This is a genomic window from Geobacillus sp. DSP4a (assembly GCF_013096875.1).
GTDB classification, from domain to species: domain Bacteria; phylum Bacillota; class Bacilli; order Bacillales; family Anoxybacillaceae; genus Geobacillus; species Geobacillus thermophilus.
In genome coordinates this window covers 16,807-34,871 of record NZ_SDLD01000031.1, presented here as the reverse complement: position 1 = coordinate 34,871, position 18,065 = coordinate 16,807, and the positions used below count along the sequence as shown (strand labels likewise).

Sequence of the window (18,065 nt, the reverse complement as noted above, 5' to 3'; positions counted from 1 at the left end):
TCATGACTCCTGTTCCGGGTTGCGCAAATAATAGCCGACGCCCCGTCTTGTGACGATCCACGACGGATGGGAAGGGTTGTCTTCGATTTTTTCACGCAGCCTTCTTACCGTCACATCGACCGTGCGCACATCGCCGTAATAGTCGTAGCCCCAAACCGTTTGCAGCAAGTGTTCGCGCGTCATCACTTGGCCGATATGTTTCGCCAAATAGTGGAGCAGTTCAAATTCGCGATGGGTCAACGCGATCGTCTCCCCCCGTTTTTGCACGACGTACGCATCTGGACGGATGACAAGCGGCCCGATGACGATTTCATTCGTTTCATTCTCCACTTCCTCTTGGTTGGCTGTTTGCGCATGGCGGCGCAAGTTCGCTTTGACTCGCGCCAGCAGCTCGCGCGTGCTGAACGGCTTTGTCACATAATCGTCCGCCCCCAGCTCCAAACCAAGCACTTTATCAATCTCGGAATCTTTCGCCGTCAGCATGATGATCGGCATGTCGTATTTTTTCCGCACCTCGCGGCATACTTCCATGCCGTCTTTCAGCGGCAGCATAATATCCAATAAAATCAAATCCGGCATCGTTTCTTCCACTTTTTGCAGCGCTTCCTCGCCGTCATAGGCGCAGATGACTTCGTACCCTTCTTTTTGTAAGTTAAATTGCAAAATATCGGCAATCGGTTTTTCGTCGTCAACAACTAAAATGCGTTTTTCCATCTCGCTCACGCCCTTCCTTTTGCGATGGAATGCTATCATTATTAATTTACCACGTTATAAAAACGAAATCATCCTTTGCCCGCTGCCATTTTGAGGAGCAAACCATAGGCTTGCCTTCGACAGTCAAAAATGGATGAGCCACTTTTCCGCCAAGGATATGTTAAACGATTTCGTTGCATCTATACAGTGAAAAGGGCATAGACGCACGCGCATGACCCCGACCACGGACGGGACCGCTTTTCCTCCGCGAATGAAAAAAGCATAGACGCATGTGCATCTATGCTTTGGTGTTCACCGCTAGCCGCTTATGCATAAACGCTGCGGACGACGTTCGTTTGCGAGCGGTCCGGACCGACAGAGAAAATCGAAAGCGGGATGCCGGTGAGTTGGGAAATGCGTTCGACATAGTGACGGGCATTGGCCGGCAGCTCGTCCAAGCTTCTCACCCCGGTGATATCTTCCGTCCAGCCCGGCAGCTCTTCGTAAATCGGCTCGCATTCCGCCAAAACTTTTAAGCTGGCTGGAAACTCCTCGATCACTTCACCGCGATATCGGTAGGCGACGCAAATTTTCAACGTTTCAATGCCGGTCAACACGTCAATCGAATTGAGCGACAAGTCGGTGATGCCGCTCACCCGGCGGGCATGGCGAACGACGACGCTGTCAAACCAGCCGACGCGGCGCGGACGGCCGGTTGTCGTCCCATATTCGCGGCCCACTTCACGAATGCGGTCGCCGATTTCATCATGCAGCTCGGTCGGGAACGGCCCATCGCCGACGCGCGTCGTATAGGCTTTTGCCACTCCGACGACGTGCTTGATTTTCGTCGGGCCAACGCCAGCACCGATCGTCACCCCGCCGGCCACCGGGTTGGAAGACGTAACAAACGGGTACGTCCCTTGGTCGATATCGAGCATGACGCCTTGCGCTCCTTCAAACAGGACGCGGCGTCCTTCATCAAGCGCGTTGTTCAATACGACCGATGTATCACAGACGTATTTTGCGATTTGCTGGCCATACTCGTAATACTCTTCAAAAATGTCCTCGAAGCGGAACCCTTCGGCACCGTACACTTTTTCGAACAACATGTTTTTCTCTTCCAAGTTGCGGGCCAGCTTTTCCGCAAACACATCGCGGTCGAGCAAATCGATGATGCGGATGCCGATGCGCGCTGCTTTATCCATGTACGCCGGCCCGATTCCTTTTTTCGTCGTGCCGATTTTATTGGCGCCTTTCCGCTCTTCCTCAAGCCCATCCAATTTCAAATGATACGGCAAAATGACATGGGCGCGGTTGCTGATGCGCAAATTATCGGTCGAAACGCCGCGCTCATGCAAATAGGAAAGCTCGGCGACAAGCGCTTTCGGATCAACGACCATGCCGTTGCCGATGACGCAAATTTTGTCTTTATAAAAAATGCCCGACGGGATTAAGTGAAGCTTATACCGCTCTCCGTTAAACACGATCGTGTGTCCGGCGTTGTTCCCTCCCTGGTACCGGGCAATGACTTCCGCGTTTTCCGATAAAAAGTCTGTAATTTTCCCTTTTCCTTCATCACCCCATTGCGTGCCGACAACAACGACTGACGACATGGCGAGCACCTCCAGTTTCCTCGGTCTAAACATTGTCAGTGTATCAGTTTTTCGGTGCAAAGTCAATGAAACACGAACATTTTAAACAGTTATAAACTTTTTGTTCGTCTATTAAACCCGAAAGGAGGCGCCTGCCGCCAACGTGAGCCGGTTTACGCCCCCGGCGGAATTTGCGCCTCATCGAAGCGGCGCTCTAGGTTGACAAACTTATTATACTCTTTAATAAAAGCGAGCTGCACCGTTCCGACTGGACCATTGCGCTGTTTGGCAATAATGATTTCAATGATGTTTTTGTTCTCAGAATCTTTGTTGTAATAGTCATCGCGGTACAAAAAGGCGACAATGTCGGCGTCTTGCTCAATGCTTCCGGATTCACGAATATCGGACATCATCGGCCGTTTGTCTTGGCGCTGCTCGACGCTGCGCGACAGCTGCGACAAGGCGATGACCGGCACTTCAAGCTCGCGGGCGAGCGCCTTCAGCGAGCGGGAAATTTCCGATACTTCCTGTTGGCGATTTTCTTTGCTACGTCCGCTCCCTTGAATGAGCTGCAAATAATCGATGACAATCATGCCGAGCCCGCTTTCCTGCTTAAGCCGGCGGCATTTGGCGCGAATGTCGCTGACGCGGATGCTCGGCGTGTCGTCGATATAAATGCCGGCGTTCGATAAACTCCCCATCGCCATCGTCAGCTTGCCCCAGTCTTCCGGCGTCAATTTGCCGGTGCGCAAGTTTTGCGCGTTAATGTTGCCTTCTGCACAAAGCATCCGCATCACCAGCTGCTGGGCGCTCATCTCCAAACTGAAAATGGCGACATTTTCATTCGTTTTCGTCGCTACATTTTGGGCAATATTTAAGGCGAACGCTGTTTTCCCAACCGACGGCCGGGCGGCCACGATAATCAAATCGCTCCGCTGAAAACCGGACGTCATCCGGTCAAGCTCGGTGAACCCGGTCGGGATGCCGGTGATTTCCCCATCCCGGTTATGGAGCATCTCAATATTGTCATACGTTTGCACGAGAATGTCCTTAATATTTTTAAAGGCGCCCGAATGCTTCCGTTGGGAAACCTCCATAATTTTGCGCTCAGCTTCATCAAGCAAAACGTCGATCTCGTCTTCCCTTGTATATCCGTCTTGCGCGATCGATGTCGCTGTGCGGATGAGGCGGCGCAGCACCGATTTTTCCTCGACGATGCGGGCGTAATATTCGACGTTGGCCGCTGTCGGCACGGCGTCGGCGAGCTCGCTTAAGTAGGAGACGCCGCCGATTTCCTCAAGCTGCTCGGAAGCGGCGAGTTCCGCCGTCACCGTCACCAAATCGACCGGCTCCCCCCTGTCGGCGACGCGAAGCATGGCGTGAAAAATTTTTTGATGGGCTGCACGGTAAAAATCCTCTGGGATTAAAATTTCCGAAGCAGGCACTAACGCAGCGGGATCCAAAAATACGGCGCCAAGCACCGCTTGCTCAGCTTCAATGCTTTGTGGAGGAATTCGTTCTGAAAACAGCTCGCTCATCGTTTCACCACCTTTTCCCCCGTTGTATCTTTCTCTGTTGCAGCTAATAAGCAAAGGAGCCCCGCCGCAGCGGGCGGGGGCATCTTCGCTTCCTGAAATGAGACGTCGCCGTTATTTTTGTTCTGTCACATGCACTTTCAGCGTCGCCGTTACCTCTGGGTGGAGTTTCACCGGCACGTTCGTGTATCCAAGCGCGCGAATGGCATCGGCAAGCTCAATTTTGCGCTTGTCGAGCTTCAAGCCGTGTTGGGCTTGCAGCGACTCGGCGATTTGTTTGCTCGTAATCGAGCCGAACAAACGGCCGCCTTCGCCTGCCTTTGCTGGAATGGTTACTGTCAGCTTCTCAAGCTGTTCTTTCAATTTTTTCGCATTCGCCAGCTCCTCGGCCGCCTGGCGCTGCTCTTTTTGTTTTTGCGTCTCGAGCGCTTTTAAATTGGCTGGCGTCGCTTCAATGGCCAGCCCTTGTTTAAATAAGAAGTTGTTGGCATAGCCGTCGGCGACGTTTTTGATTTCCCCTTTTTTCCCTTTTCCTTTGACATCCTTTAAAAAGATGACCTTCATGATGGCTTACCCCCCTCAAAATAGTCATGAATGGCTTCGCGCAGTTGCCGCTCCGCCTCTCCGACCGTCACCCCGGACAGTTGGGCGGCAGCATTTGTCAAATGTCCGCCCCCGCCCAACTTCTCCATAATGACTTGCACGTTGATGTCGCCAAGCGAGCGGGCGCTGATGCCGACCGTCCCATCTGCCCGCTTGGAAATGACGAAAGAGGCGGCGACGCCGCTCAGCGTCAGAAGCGTATCGGCGGTTTGCGCGATCAACACTTGATCGTGCACCTCGTTCTCGCCCCCCTTGGCGATGGCGATGCCGTGTTCATCAATCACCGTCCGCTCGATCAATTTCGCCCGTCTGACGTAATTCGTTACGCTTTCCCGCAGCAATTTTTGCACAAGCACCGTATCCGCTCCTTGGGCGCGCAAATACGACGCCGCATCGAACGTGCGGGAACCGGTGCGGAGCGTAAAACTCTTTGTGTCAACGACGATGCCGGCAAGAAGCGCCGTCGCCTCCAGCATCGACAGCTTCACCCGCTTCGGCTGGTACTCAAGCAGCTCGGTGACCAATTCCGATGTCGATGAAGCGTACGGCTCCATGTAGACGAGAATCGGCGCTTCAATAAACTCTTCGCCGCGACGATGATGATCGATGACGACGATATGATCCATGCGGTACAGCAGTCGTTCTTCAATGACAAGCGACGGACGGTGCGTATCCACGACGATGAGCAGCGTATCTTCTGTCACGAGCTCAAGCGCCTGCTCCGGTTTGATGCATCTCGACCATAAATCAGCATGTTTTCTCATTTCTTCGAGCAGCCGTTGCGCACCTGCATCCGTTTTTGCCTGGTCAACAACAATAAACCCTTCCTTTTGGTTTGATTGAACGACCTTTAAAATGCCAATCGCCGCCCCGAGCGCGTCCATATCCGGATATTTATGCCCCATAATGAGCACCCTATCGCTTTCAGCGATGAGCTCGCGAAGCGCATGGGAAATGACGCGGGCGCGGACGCGTGTCCGCTTTTCCATCGGGTTCGTTTTTCCGCCATAAAACTTCACTTTTCCGTTTCCGTGTTTGATCGCTACTTGATCGCCGCCGCGCCCGAGCGCCAAATCCAAGCTCGATTGCGCAAGCGTCCCAAGTTCTGGCAGTGGGGATACGCCGGCGCCAATGCCGATGCTCAACGTGAGCTGGGCTTGGTGTTTGGCCGTCTGCTCGCGCACCTCATCCAAAATAGAAAATTTGCTTTTTTCCAACCGGGTCAATATGTGCTCATTCAATACGGCAATGAATCGATCCGACGACGTTCGCTTTAAAAAGATGCCGTAATCGTTCGCCCATCGGTTCAACACAGAGGTTACAAGGCTGTTCAATTGGCTTTTCGCTTGATCGTCCATCCCTTGCGTAATTTCATCATAATTATCAAGAAAAATGATCGCCAGCGCCAACCGCTCTGCCTCATATTGCCGTTTCAGCTCCATATGCTCTGTAACATCGAAAAAGTAAAGAAGCCGTTCGTGGCGGCGGACGATGACTTTCAGCTGTTTTCCGTTCAGTTCCATAATCTCCTCGTCCGCCTTTCCTTTTTTGACGAAAGCGGCCAACGGTTCGGACAGCTCGGCAAGCGAGCGGCCAACCAACGTCTGTTCCTTAAAGCAGGAGGCTAAAAACCGGTTCGACCATTCGATTTTCCCTTCCTCATCGATGAGCATGATGCCGATCGGCATCTGCATAAGCGCTTCCTCGCCGACTTTCTTCACCCGATACGACAGGTTGGAAATATATTGCCCCAGCTCTTGATACAAAGAGCGCTGTGACCAAATGACATAATAAAGCGTAAACCCAACGGTGAGAAAGCCGATCAGCCCAAGCAGCCAGTGGAAATAAAACAGGCCGGCCGCCATGAGCACCGCCAAGGCGGCTAACGCATAGGACGGATAGCGGTATGCTTTCCTCTCGTAAAAATGGGACATTCAAGTCAGCTCCTACACTGAAGAAATGGCTCACCTTATCCAATTATTTATATGTTATATGCGGCGGCGCAAATCAAATCCTAAATCAATTATACCGAATATCGCCACAAGATAAAGTAGAAAAGGCAGGAATAAACAAACAACCGTCCCAGCGATCACCACGCCTTTCGCAATGCCTTTTTTGTAGGCGGCGTAATACAAAAACGAAAATCCTTGTACTGCCATGGCAAGCTGCAGCACATAAGAGAGGTTCAATACAGCAATATAAGGGAAAGTTCCCTCGGCAAACGGAAACATGGAAAGAACAAGCACTATGATGTATATCCATAGCACGCTTTTTGGCAAGGAGAGCTCACGAAACGGCGGCCACGTGCCGACCGGGAGCTTCAGCCGCTTCATAATGGGCAGCGAGACCATGATGGTCACGTAGGCGAGCGCCAACGCAGCGATGACAAACAGCGTCGGAACCATGTAGCCGATCAGTTCGATTCCTTGTTCAAGCTGCTTTTGCATCCCAGCTGGCGGCTTTTGGCCCATCGCTTCCATCATGCGCATCGCCGTATCAAACGACTCGCGCACTAAACCAAGCGTATCCCGGATCATGTCAACTTGGAAAAATTGAATCGAAATGATGTAATCAAGCACGATGTTGGCTAAAAACACGAGGGCGCCGACAAGCCAGATGAGATAGCGGTTTTTCTGTTTCGCCAACATCGCGCCGACCGTTATGCCAACAGTGCCAAACATAAGCGCCATCGGCAGCGACAAAAACGAACCGATAAGGCTGGAGACAACGAGAGCCGCAACGAGCAGCAACCAGGCAGGGGCAAGCCCGTGACGCATCGTAAACACCATAAATGGAAGCGCTAAAAACAGGGCAGCGACAAAGCCGATCACCGGCACGTACAACGCCATCAAAAACAAAACGGCAAACAGCGCGAGTTCGATGGCTGCTTCAGTGAGGGCGTGCGTTTTCCGCAATGAACGTTCTCCTTTCCATCTAGTTTACTCAGCATAAATAGAAAAAGCAGTAAGGTCCCCCTTACTGCTTTTTTCAGCTCACTCATCGGCAACGTACGGCAACAGCGCCATTTGGCGCGCCCGTTTGATTGCGACCGTCAGTTTGCGCTGATATTTCGCGCTCGTTCCCGTCACACGGCGCGGTAAAATTTTGCCGCGTTCAGAGATGAATTTTTTCAGCAAATCAACGTCTTTGTAGTCGATGTGCGTGATGTTGTTTGCCGTGAAATAACATACTTTGCGGCGTTTGCCACGACCGCCTTTCCGTCCTGCCATGCTTCGTTCCTCCTTTCCGCTTCTATCGTTTCCATGATCGTTCAAAACGGTAAATCATCGTCGGAAATATCAATCGGCTGGCCGTCATTGGCAAAAGGATCTTCATCGAGGCGGCCAACCCCTTTCTCGCTTGAATGACGGTGGTTCTGATCTTGTCCGAATGGGAACGGATCCCCATAGTATCCGCCTGCTGCTGCCCCACGCTGCTCATTGCTTCCTTTTGGCTCAAGAAATTGGACGTTGTCAGCCACCACTTCCGTCACATACACGCGTCGGCCTTCCTGGTTTTCATAGCTGCGGGTTTGAAGCCGGCCGTCAACCCCGGCCAAGCTCCCTTTTTTCAAGAAGTTGGCGACGTTTTCCGCTTGGCGGCGCCAAACGACGCATTGAATAAAATCCGCCTCCCGCTCGCCCTGCTGATTCGTAAACGGGCGGTTGACCGCGAGCGTGAACGTGGCAACAGCCACTCCGCTTGGAGTGTAGCGCAACTCCGGATCTTTCGTTAACCTGCCGACCAAAATGACGCGGTTAATCATCAGAACCACCTCGTACCATATACAAAAAATTATTCTTCTTCTTTCACAACGATATGGCGGATAATGTCTTCGCTGATGCGCGCTAAACGGTCAAATTCTTGCACCGCTTTCGGCTCTGCCGTGACGTTGACAATCATGTAGTAGCCGTCGCGATATTTTTCAATTTCATAGGCTAAACGGCGTTTGCCCCAATCCGTCACATTCGTAATCTCCGCACCGTTTTCTTTCAACACGTTGTTAAACCGCTCGACGAGAGCTTGTCTTGCTTCATCGTCCATGTTCGGGCGGATGATGTACATGATTTCGTATTTTCTCACGCTCGTCACCTCCTTTTGGTCTAAACGGCCCTTCCCGTCGAAGGGCAAGGAGCAATAATCATTACTCACATTCGTTGATTATACCATGACTGGCGGCAATAAGCAAGGCTATTCCGCTTCATTCCGATGACGGAAACATTCGCCAGAATTAGCACTGGAAGTTCACCACGCCGCCAACCATTTTCCTTTCTCCGCGGCATTGCACATGGAACTCACGCAGTCTGCCGCCCCTTGGCCGCGGACTCTGTCGACAATGGCGTTACACATTGAACCGGAAGTGCATGATGTCGCCGTCTTGCACTTCGTAATCTTTCCCTTCCAGCCGCACTTTGCCGGCTTCGCGCGCCGCCGCCATCGAGCCGGCAGCGACTAAATCGTCGTATGAAACGGTTTCAGCGCGAATGAACCCGCGCTCAAAGTCAGAGTGAATAATACCGGCGCATTGCGGCGCCTTCATCCCTTTGCGAAACGTCCATGCCCGCACTTCTTGTTCACCGGCGGTAAAAAACGTCGCCAGCCCAAGCAAGCTGTAGGCGGCGCGAATGAGCTGATCGAGGCCGGATTGTTCAATGCCGAGCTCTTGCAAAAACTGCTGTTTTTCCTCATCGCTGAACTCGGCGATTTCTTCTTCAATTTTTGCACAGACGACAATCACTTCCGCATTGTCGCTTTTGGCAAACTCACGCACTTCCGCGACGAACGGATTGCTCTCCGGATCAGCGACATCGTCCTCGCCGACATTGGCGACATAAAGCATCGGTTTGGTCGTCAGCAAGTGCAGCTGCTTGACGACTTTCATCTCTTCATCGGCAAACTCGATCGTGCGCGCCGGCTTGCCGGCTTCGAGCGTCTCTTTCAGCCGCAGCAAAATTTCGTATTCAAACGCCGCCTCTTTGTCTTTTTGCTTGGCGATTTTGCCCACCCGCTCCATTCGTTTGTCGACCGTCTCCAGGTCAGCAAAAATAAGCTCTAAGTTGATCGTTTCAATATCGGCGAGCGGATCGACTTTGCCGGCGACGTGGGTGATGTTTTCATCGCTGAAGCAACGGACGACTTGGCAAATCGCATCAACTTGGCGAATGTGCGACAAAAACTTGTTGCCAAGCCCTTCCCCTTTGCTTGCTCCTTTCACGATCCCGGCGATGTCGGTAAACTCAAAAACCGTCGGCACGGTCCGCTTCGGCCGGAACATGTCGGTCAGGACGGTCAACCGCTCGTCCGGCACTTCCACGACGCCGACGTTCGGTTCAATCGTGCAAAACGGATAATTGGCCGATTCGGCGCCTGCTTTTGTAATAGCGTTAAACAACGTCGATTTGCCGACGTTTGGCAACCCGACGATTCCTGCTGTCAATCCCATTCGTTCCACTCCTCTTTCCCGTTCGCATCTTCCCTCATTATATGGGCTGGCACAAAAAATGACAAGCGTGCCGCGGGCGGGGAATATTTCCCCTTTCATCCGCCTCAACAACTAGGAGTTTGTGTCTTTTTCCAACTGTTGGACGTCAACACTGTCCGGCGCGGATCAACCTTGGGGCAATTTGGGCCGCCGCCCTTTACGTTAAAGTGCTTCATTTGTTTCCTGCGCCACTTTTTCAATATTCACCAAGCAATCGTACAGCGTGCTGCCGCATTTGTTGTCTGACTCCAAATCGGATGTGAGCACATTGACCGGACCGCCAAACGCGCCCCATTGTCCTTCGTCAATATTGATCGTTCCCGGATAAGCGCCATTAAGCACTTTGACCGTCCCGACAACGGCCCCGCGGTCGTTGTAGACACGTGCCCGATCGCCGTCGGTGAGGCCTTTTTTCTCAGCAATATCAGCCGAAATTTCAATGCGCACAGTTTGCAGCGCCGGAACGAGAGGGTAATGCTGAGAATGGTTTGAACGGAGCGGATGGATCGTCAACAACCGGTACGGATACTTGGCGGCCAATGCCGGATGAGCTTCTTCCGACTCAGCCGGGTACATGATTTGCAGCCGGCCGTCCATTCCTTTTTGCCGGGCAATGTTCGAAGTGAATTCATATTTGCCGCTTGGCGTTTGGAAACGGCGGTCATGCCATGGCACCGGCTCGACGGGCAGAAGAATGCGATGCTCGGCTTTGATCCGCTCGAGCGTAATCCCGTGTGTTTCCAACGGGCGCAGCGCCATGGCGAGAAACTGCTCGCGCGTATAGGCGAACGCATCGCCAAAGCCAAGCCGTTTGGCCAGCTCCGTCCAAATCCAAAGATCAGGCTTCGCCTCGCCCGGCGGGTCGACGAGCTTCGGCCCGTAATTCAAATACGCATGGTACATTGACGAACAATAAACGTCTTCTTCCTCAAACGAAGCCGCAACCGGAAGGACATAATCAGCAGCGGCGGCGGTATCAGTCATAAACTGTTCAAAGACAACAACAGTGTTGACCGAGGCAAACGCCTCTTTCATTAAATTCGTATTCGGCACCTGAACAAGCGGGTTGCCGCACGTGACGATGACCATCTCAATGGGCGGATCATCCGCCCGCAAGATCTCTTCCGCTTGCTTCATCACCGTCCACGTGCGTGACGCTGTTTTCCGTTCCGGGAGCGTGAGAGCGGCTTTGTCAAAGCATTCACTCACTTGCAAGTTGCCAAAATTCGCTCCTCCGCCCGGAATGCCGACATTGCCGCTCGCCGCGACAAGAGCATCAATCCAGCGGATCGTGTTGCCGCCGTTCGCATAGCGCTGCATGCCAAGTCCAAGATACGTCGCCGTCGGCCGGTCGCTGTAAAGCTCAGCGAGCTCTGTCATAACACGGCGGCCGACGCCGGTATGCCGTTCGATCTCCGCAAACGAAATCGTCTGCAACATCTCTTCCACATCGCGAAAACCGACCGTATACTGCTCGATAAACGTGCGATCCTCGAGCCGAAGCCGAAGCAGCTCTTTCATAATGCCCATGGCTAAAAAGGCATCCATCCCCGGTTTGATGCACACGTACCGGTCGGCGATGCGCGCCGTCGGGCCAAACAGCGGATCAATAACGGTGATCGTCGCGCCGCGCTTTTTCGCCGCCAGCAACCGTTCAAACAAATGCATGTTCGTGCGGGCGACATTTCGCCCCCAAATGACGATATGGCGGCTGTTGTCGATATCTTCCGGCGCATGGCTGTACGCATTGCCAAAATCCCATGTTTGCGCCTCAATGCCCGCGCCCCAGCAAAGGCTGCCGACAAGCTCTGTCACCCCGCCGTAGCAATTGAAAAAACGCTTGTCTAGATTTTTCAGCAGCCCGTTGTTGGCATAGTCATGGCTATGGAGCACGGCTGTCGACCCCAACCGTTCTTTTACGTCCCACAATTTTTCGGCGATATCATCGAGTGCTTCTTCCCATGAAACCCGGATAAATCGCCCGTTTGCTTTTTTCAGCGGATAAAGGAGCCGCTCTTTGGCGTTTGCCCGCTCTTTCAGCATCCGCCCGCGCCCGCAAATCGTTCCTTTCGTGATCGGATGATGTTCGTCGCCATCAATGCGCACTACTTTTCCGCCATTTACGGTCACCTTGAGTCCGCAAACGTCCCAGCAATTGAGCGGACATGACGTTACATGCACGGTTTCCATCGATTCTCCCCTCCCTGTCCAGCAAAAGAGGGGCTGACGCAAAAGCCCCTTTTTGATAAGATGCAACCGAAGTATGGGAAAGAGACCCCCTCCTGAAACCCTTGGCTTTACCGGATGTTTCGTGGCGGTCTATGTTTCCATGCTGCTCCAGATAGGAGCGTTACCGCTCTTTTGGATCAGCCCCTTTTGTCATTCTTCATGCCTGACTAACACTTTTTTCATTTTGCGAATAAACTCTTTGCGCGGCAACAGAACGCTGTGGGCGCACCCCTCGCATTTGATGCGGATATCCGCGCCTAAGCGGATCACTTTCCAACGGTTCGTGCCGCACGGGTGCGGCTTTTTCATCTCAACGATATCATACAAGCCAAATTCCTTCTCTTCCATCTGCTCACCTCCATGATTGTCATGATTTCTGCCCTTGCCATTTGGCATCAAGCGGCTCCTCTCCGCTTCGCCGATGCAACACGAACCTTGGGTATGCCATTTCGATTCCGCGTTCGTCTAAAAGCATCTTTACTTCTTTGCGGATGGCTCTTTCCACACCGACATGGCACATCGGCTTCGTTTCGCATGTAATACGAAGCACCATTTCCGAGTTCACTAAGTTTTGCACGCCAAGCAACTGCGGCGGTGCGACCATATCCTCGTATTTGTCCGGCAACTGCGGCAGCAGTTCACGAATCGCTTTTTCCGCCTCTTCAATATCTTCTTCATAGGAGATGCTGATGTCCACTACCGCCAAACTGTTGTGAAGTGAATAGTTCGTCACTTGCGTAATGCTGCCGTTAGGCAAAATATGCACTTCTCCCGTCCAGCTTTTAATTTTCGTCACCCGAAGCCCGATCTCTTCCACATACCCTTCAAAATTGCCGATGCGGACGTAATCGCCGACCGCAAACTGGTCTTCAAAAATGATGAAAAACCCGGTGATGATGTCTTTTACTAAGCTTTGCGCCCCGAAGCCGACGGCCAGGCCAACAACCCCGGCCCCAGCCAACAACGCTTTGACCGGAACACCAAACGTATCTAAAATCATCAACAGCGCAATAAAATATAGTACGTACGTAATCACATTGTCTAACAGCCGCGTTAACGTCATCTCTCGCCGTTCCGAAATGCGGATCGGTGCTTTCTCCCGCACTTTGAACATATTATGAACGGCTATTTTCAACACTTTCACTGCTGCGGCGCATATGAGTAGGATAAGAACAATCGTAAGCGCCCCTGTTCCAATTCGAAGCCATAGCTCCTCATTCGTCAACAGCTCGAGCAGCCGGTTAACCGTTTTTTCCATCGCATTCAATGTTGACGACACCTCAACCTTTTTCTATTCTGCGCTTTTATTTTAACAAGATGGACCGCCGATTTGTAGTCAAATGCAGGCAGCGGGCGAAAAAGAAAAGACAAGAAAACAAACATCGAGATGTATATGATTCTTTTATTTTCCGTATACTGTTAATAATTTTGAACCGAAAGTAGGAGTGAATCGCATGAGCATACCGTCGATATTTTTCTCTTCCCGGGAAGAAAGGGATCGCGTTTTTTATGATGAACAGGGGGCGGCATCGTCCATCGCCTGGCGAATCACTTCGCTGCTTCCCGATCCGCTCGTTCAACCGATTGCCGTCGTCTGCATCGGCACGGACCGTTCGACCGGCGATTCGCTTGGACCGCTCGTCGGCACGATGCTGAAGGAGAAGCCATTGGCCCGTTTTCACGTATACGGAACGCTTGAAGAGCCGATTCATGCGGTCAACTTGGAAGAAAAAGTGGGGGCCATTCAGCTGATTCATCGCGATCCGTTTATCATCGCTGTCGACGCTTGCCTCGGACGGTTGAAAAGCGTCGGGGCCATCACCGTGTCGAAAGGGCCGGTTCGCCCCGGAGCCGGAGTGAACAAGCAACTTCCCCCTGTCGGCGACGCCCATATTACTGGAGTCGTCAATGTGAGCGGGTTTATGGAATTTTTCGTCTTGCAAAATACGCGTCTTCATCTCGTCATGAATATGGCGAAAACGATCGCCAACGGCATTTATGAAGCGGAGCGGCACATCATCCGTAAAGAGCGAGCCGCCCAACCGCTTCTGAAAGACCGGCATTCCTTATGGTAAACAGCAAAATCCCCTCTCATCCGGCTGTTGTTCTTAAAGAGGGGATTTCTTTTTCGCGCCTTGAACGCCCGGTTTAGGCGCTCCCTCTGCACGGACGTCGTTTGTCCGCTCTCGGCCGAAGAGGCGGCCGTCTATTAGACGAATGAAAGAACACACACGGCAGCCGCCACGACAAGAATGCTCGGCAGCAAATTCGCCACGCGAATGTTCGTCAAACCGAGCATATTCAGCCCGATTCCTCCCATCACCGTCTCTTTTACCCGTTCGGGAATGCGGTGAAACCATTTTCCAATCAATGCCTCGGCTACAATGCTGAGCCCGTTCACAATCGTTCCTAGCAATACCATGATGTTCAACCCTCTCTAGCTCCAGCAAAAATAAACCGGCCCTTATTGCCAGGCCGCTCTACTCGTCGAACTGCACATCAAGCAGTTCCAATATTCTTTGCAAGTCTTCCGGAGAAAAAAACTCGATTTCAATTTTCCCCTTTTTCTTCGTCTGTTTGATCGTGACGTTTGTGCCGAATTTTTCGCGCAACAGCGATTCGCTCTCACGGAGAAACACGCTTTTTTCCGGCGGTTTCCGTTTCGATGTTTCACGTGAAACATTTTCGTTGATTTGCCGGATCAGTTTCTCGAGCTGGCGGACGTTCAGCCCGTCGCGGACAATCCGCTCGATCACGAACTTCATTTTGCTTTTTTGCTTCAGCCCGAGCAGCGCACGTCCATGGCCCATTGACAGCGTTCCATCGGCAAGCAGTTTTTGCACGTCGGGAGGAAGCGACAAGAGGCGCACATGATTGGCGACGTGCGGGCGGCTCTTTCCGACGCGGCTGGCGACTTCCTCCTGGGTCAGATGCAGTTTGTCCATCAACATTTTATAAGCCATCGCTTCTTCAATCGGGTTCAAATCTTCGCGCTGCAAGTTTTCCAAAAGGGCAAACTCCATCATTTGTTCATCGGTCAGTTCGCGCACGACGACCGGCACAAACTGCAGGTTCGCCTCTTTTGCCGCCCGGTAGCGCCGCTCGCCGACGACAATTTCAAACCCTTTGACCGACCGGCGGACGATGAGCGGCTGCAAAATGCCGTGCTGCAAAATGGACTGTTTTAACTCTTCGATCGTTTCGGGCTGAAATGTTTTCCGCGGCTGGTATGGATTCGGATGAAGGACATGAATGCTGACCTCCTGCACCACTCCCTCTTTTCCGTCGAGTTCGAGATTGTGAAACAGCGCATTAATGCCTTTGCCAAGACCTTTAGCCACGCTCAAGCACCTCCTTCGCCAACTCTAAATACACTTCCGCCCCCCGCGATTTGACATCGTACAAAATCACCGGCTTGCCGTGGCTTGGCGCTTCGCTCAGCCGCACGTTTCTCGGGATGATCGTTTCGTACACCATTTCGCGAAAATACTTTTTGACCTCCTGAATGACTTGCAACCCTAAATTCGTCCGCGCATCGAGCATGGTCAACAAGACGCCTTCGAGGCGCAAATTATAGTTTAAGTGGCGCTGCACAAGCCGAATCGTGTTCAGCAGCTGGCTGAGCCCTTCAAGCGCATAATATTCGCACTGGACGGGAATCATGACGGAATCGGCCGCCGTCAGCGCATTCAGCGTCAGCAGCCCTAGCGAAGGGGGGCAATCGATAATGATAAAGTCGTACATGGCTTTCAGCGGCTCAAGCGCATTTTTGAGCCGGATTTCTCGGGAAATGACCGAAACAAGCTCAATTTCTGCACCGGCAAGTTGGATCGTCGCCGGGATGACATATAAGTTTTCAATGTTCGTCGGCCGAATGACCTCTTTCGCCTTCATATCGCCAATAATGACATTATAAATGCATTCGTCGACATCGCCTTTTTCAATGCCGATGCCGCTTGTCGCGTTTCCTTGCGGATCGGCGTCAACGAGCAGCACTTTTTTTCCGAGATGCGCCAAACAGGCCGACAGGTTGACAGCTGTTGTCGTTTTTCCGACCCCGCCTTTCTGATTTGCAATAGCAATGACTTTGCCCACGGTGCCACCTACCTCTATTCCTTACTCGTAAATTCTATTTTACCATGAAAAAAGGAAAATGACTTTGTTTTCTGAAAGAAAAAAACCCCATCAGCTGCGCTTGATGAGGCAAAAGGCGACTTGATGATTATTTTTTCGCGATGCGAATCGTAATTTGATAGTAATCGTCAAATTCCTCTTCTTCGGAATGGACGGATACGCCGCTGTTTTCCACCATGGAGAGCGATTGGCGGATCGTGTTGACGGCGATACGCATATCGCGGCTGAACGCCTTCCGTTTCGGCTTCGGCTTTCGCTCGCCAGCCTCGAGCATCTTGACGACCCTGTCTTCCGTCTGCTTGACGTTGAGCTGTTTGTCGATGATTTCTTGCAACAGTTTCAGCTGTTTCTCTTTATCTTTCAACACAATTAACGCGCGTGCGTGGCGCTCAGTGATCGTCCGCTGCAACAGCGCCTCTTGCACTTCCTGAGGGAGTTTTAGGAGACGCAGCTTGTTGGCGATCGTTGATTGCCCCTTGCCAAGGCGCTGAGCGAGCGCCTCCTGCGTCAAATCGTGCAGCTCGATCAGCCTGGCGTACGCCATCGCCTCTTCGATCGGCGTCAATTCCTCGCGTTGTAGGTTTTCGATGAGGGCGACGGAGGCGGTTTCTTTGTCGTTTAAGTTTTTCACAATAGCGGGGATTTCCGTCCAGCCAAGCTTTTGCACCGCCCGCCATCTCCGCTCGCCGGCAATGATTTCAAATTGGCCGTTTCCGCATTCACGCACAACGATCGGTTGAATAATGCCATGCGTGCGGATCGTCAACGCCAATTCATCGATTTTCTCCTCATCGAACACAGCGCGCGGTTGGAAACGGTTTGGAATAATGCTGGAAATGGGAATATGGCGCACTTCTTCCCGGTCTTTGTCTTCTCCCATTTCTTCTTGCTCTTTTTCTCCAAAGCTGAACAAGCGCGAAAACGGATGCTTCATCCCCCTACACCACCTTTGGACATACTTGGCCGATATTCTCTGTTTTGCCCGGCATACGCCGCTGCTTTAGGCCGTCTTTTGTTTCCCTTGGCATAGGACGCAAAGCGGAGGGACGGACCCCCACGCCGTCTGCAAGGGGTTTTATTGAATCGGTTGTTTGCTCGGCATTCCCGGCTTGCGCGGATATCGAGCCGGCGTCTTTTTCGTTTTGCGGACGAAAATGATCGTCCGTTCGCCCTCTTCGAACGGCAGCATGAACGTTTCCACCGCCGCCACCTCCCCGCCAAGCACAGAAATTGCCTTCTCCCCCTCTTTCAGCTCTTCCGGCGCTGAGGCAGCTTTCATCGCAATGAATGTACCGCCTGTCTTCACAAGCGGAAGACAAAGTTCGGCAAGCACCGGCATGCGCGCCACCGCTCTAGCCGTGACGACATCGAACGATTCGCGCATCCCCTTTTGGCGGGCGAACGTCTCGGCGCGGTCATGGTACAGCGCTACATCCGCAAGTTCCAGCTCTGCTGCGAGATGCTCCAAAAAGCGGATGCGCTTTTGCAGCGAATCGACGATCGAGATGCGCAGCTGCGGAAAGCAAATTTTGAGGGGAATGCTCGGAAACCCCGCCCCGGCGCCGACATCGCAAAGCGATATAGGCGCGGAAAAATTGTAATAGAAAGCCGGAGAAACCGAATCAAAAAAATGCTTTACATAGACGCCGGGCTTGTCCGTAATGGCAGTCAAATTCATTTTCTCATTCCATTCCACAAGCAGTTCATAATAGCGCTCAAACTGCGCAAGCGCCCGGGAAGAGAGGGAAATCCCTCTCTCTTCGAGCATGGATTGAAATTGTGTCGCCTCCATATGCC

Annotated in this window: 18 protein-coding genes and 1 pseudogene; 1 reads left to right on the top strand and 18 read right to left on the bottom strand. The window is 52.4% G+C overall.

Going from position 1 to position 18,065, the window contains the following annotated elements; translation table 11 throughout:
• The 13 genes from yycF to ETC02_RS11650 all read right to left on the bottom strand — a co-directional run bounded on the left by yycF (window position 1) and on the right by ETC02_RS11650 (window position 13,401).
• Complete coding sequence (gene yycF / locus ETC02_RS11710; protein ID WP_095860162.1) at window positions 1–714, bottom strand: response regulator YycF; 714 nt, start codon at window positions 712–714, stop codon at window positions 1–3.
• A gap of 305 nt (window positions 715–1,019) precedes the next feature.
• Complete coding sequence (locus ETC02_RS11705) at window positions 1,020–2,306, bottom strand: adenylosuccinate synthase (protein WP_033008881.1); 1,287 nt, start codon at window positions 2,304–2,306, stop codon at window positions 1,020–1,022.
• A gap of 152 nt (window positions 2,307–2,458) precedes the next feature.
• Window positions 2,459–3,823 carry a replicative DNA helicase gene (gene dnaB / locus ETC02_RS11700; protein WP_033016901.1) on the bottom strand — a complete coding sequence of 455 codons (1,365 nt, stop codon included), beginning with the start codon at window positions 3,821–3,823 and terminating at the stop codon, window positions 2,459–2,461.
• Window positions 3,824–3,934: 111 nt separating this feature from the next.
• Window positions 3,935–4,384 (bottom strand): 50S ribosomal protein L9, encoded by a 450-nt coding sequence (gene rplI, locus ETC02_RS11695; protein WP_050368025.1) that lies wholly within the window; start codon window positions 4,382–4,384, stop codon window positions 3,935–3,937.
• Window positions 4,381–6,357 (bottom strand): DHH family phosphoesterase, encoded by a 1,977-nt coding sequence (locus ETC02_RS11690; protein WP_063211308.1) that lies wholly within the window; start codon window positions 6,355–6,357, stop codon window positions 4,381–4,383. Before ETC02_RS11690 ends, rplI begins: the two co-directional genes overlap by 4 nt.
• A gap of 54 nt (window positions 6,358–6,411) precedes the next feature.
• Window positions 6,412–7,338 (bottom strand): YybS family protein, encoded by a 927-nt coding sequence (locus tag ETC02_RS11685; protein WP_033008863.1) that lies wholly within the window; start codon window positions 7,336–7,338, stop codon window positions 6,412–6,414.
• 78 nt (window positions 7,339–7,416) lie between these two features.
• Complete coding sequence (gene rpsR, locus ETC02_RS11680; RefSeq protein WP_008880812.1) at window positions 7,417–7,653, bottom strand: 30S ribosomal protein S18; 237 nt, start codon at window positions 7,651–7,653, stop codon at window positions 7,417–7,419.
• Between the two features lie 41 nt (window positions 7,654–7,694).
• Window positions 7,695–8,189 (bottom strand): single-stranded DNA-binding protein, encoded by a 495-nt coding sequence (gene ssb / locus ETC02_RS11675; protein ID WP_033008862.1) that lies wholly within the window; start codon window positions 8,187–8,189, stop codon window positions 7,695–7,697.
• A gap of 29 nt (window positions 8,190–8,218) precedes the next feature.
• Window positions 8,219–8,506 (bottom strand): 30S ribosomal protein S6, encoded by a 288-nt coding sequence (gene rpsF, locus ETC02_RS11670; RefSeq protein WP_033008861.1) that lies wholly within the window; start codon window positions 8,504–8,506, stop codon window positions 8,219–8,221.
• Between the two features lie 259 nt (window positions 8,507–8,765).
• Window positions 8,766–9,866, bottom strand: coding sequence for a redox-regulated ATPase YchF (gene ychF, locus ETC02_RS11665; protein ID WP_033008860.1), 1,101 nt, complete (start codon window positions 9,864–9,866; stop codon window positions 8,766–8,768).
• Window positions 9,867–10,067: 201 nt separating this feature from the next.
• Window positions 10,068–12,095, bottom strand: a complete 2,028-nt coding sequence (locus ETC02_RS11660; protein ID WP_050368026.1) for a molybdopterin-dependent oxidoreductase — start codon at window positions 12,093–12,095, stop codon at window positions 10,068–10,070.
• Between the two features lie 189 nt (window positions 12,096–12,284).
• The gene (locus ETC02_RS11655) at window positions 12,285–12,482 is read right to left on the bottom strand and encodes a DUF951 domain-containing protein (protein ID WP_033008859.1); all 198 of its coding nucleotides are present in this window, start codon (window positions 12,480–12,482) and stop codon (window positions 12,285–12,287) included.
• A gap of 19 nt (window positions 12,483–12,501) precedes the next feature.
• A complete protein-coding gene (locus ETC02_RS11650) occupies window positions 12,502–13,401 on the bottom strand; it encodes a mechanosensitive ion channel family protein (RefSeq protein ID WP_050368027.1) in 900 nt (299 codons plus the stop codon).
• A gap of 187 nt (window positions 13,402–13,588) precedes the next feature.
• Here ETC02_RS11650 and yyaC point away from each other — a divergent pair, with 187 nt between their 5' ends.
• On the top strand, window positions 13,589–14,209 hold the full coding sequence (gene yyaC / locus ETC02_RS11645; protein ID WP_033008857.1) for a spore protease YyaC: 621 nt from the start codon (window positions 13,589–13,591) through the stop codon (window positions 14,207–14,209).
• A gap of 134 nt (window positions 14,210–14,343) precedes the next feature.
• Here yyaC and ETC02_RS18390 read toward each other — a convergent pair.
• The 5 genes and pseudogenes from ETC02_RS18390 to rsmG all read right to left on the bottom strand — a co-directional run.
• A pseudogene (locus tag ETC02_RS18390) lies at window positions 14,344–14,445 on the bottom strand (DUF554 domain-containing protein); the annotation flags it as partial.
• Window positions 14,446–14,614: 169 nt separating this feature from the next.
• Window positions 14,615–15,475: a ParB/RepB/Spo0J family partition protein gene (locus ETC02_RS11635; RefSeq protein WP_033010850.1), complete on the bottom strand. Its 861-nt coding sequence runs from the start codon at window positions 15,473–15,475 to the stop codon at window positions 14,615–14,617.
• On the bottom strand, window positions 15,468–16,229 hold the full coding sequence (locus ETC02_RS11630) for a ParA family protein (protein ID WP_033010849.1): 762 nt from the start codon (window positions 16,227–16,229) through the stop codon (window positions 15,468–15,470). The genes ETC02_RS11635 and ETC02_RS11630 overlap by 8 nt, the downstream gene beginning before the upstream one ends.
• A 127-nt stretch (window positions 16,230–16,356) precedes the next feature.
• The gene (noc, locus tag ETC02_RS11625; protein ID WP_050368029.1) at window positions 16,357–17,202 is read right to left on the bottom strand and encodes a nucleoid occlusion protein; all 846 of its coding nucleotides are present in this window, start codon (window positions 17,200–17,202) and stop codon (window positions 16,357–16,359) included.
• Window positions 17,203–17,343: 141 nt separating this feature from the next.
• Window positions 17,344–18,060 (bottom strand): 16S rRNA (guanine(527)-N(7))-methyltransferase RsmG, encoded by a 717-nt coding sequence (rsmG, locus tag ETC02_RS11620; protein ID WP_033010847.1) that lies wholly within the window; start codon window positions 18,058–18,060, stop codon window positions 17,344–17,346.
• Window positions 18,061–18,065: the final 5 nt, after the last annotated feature.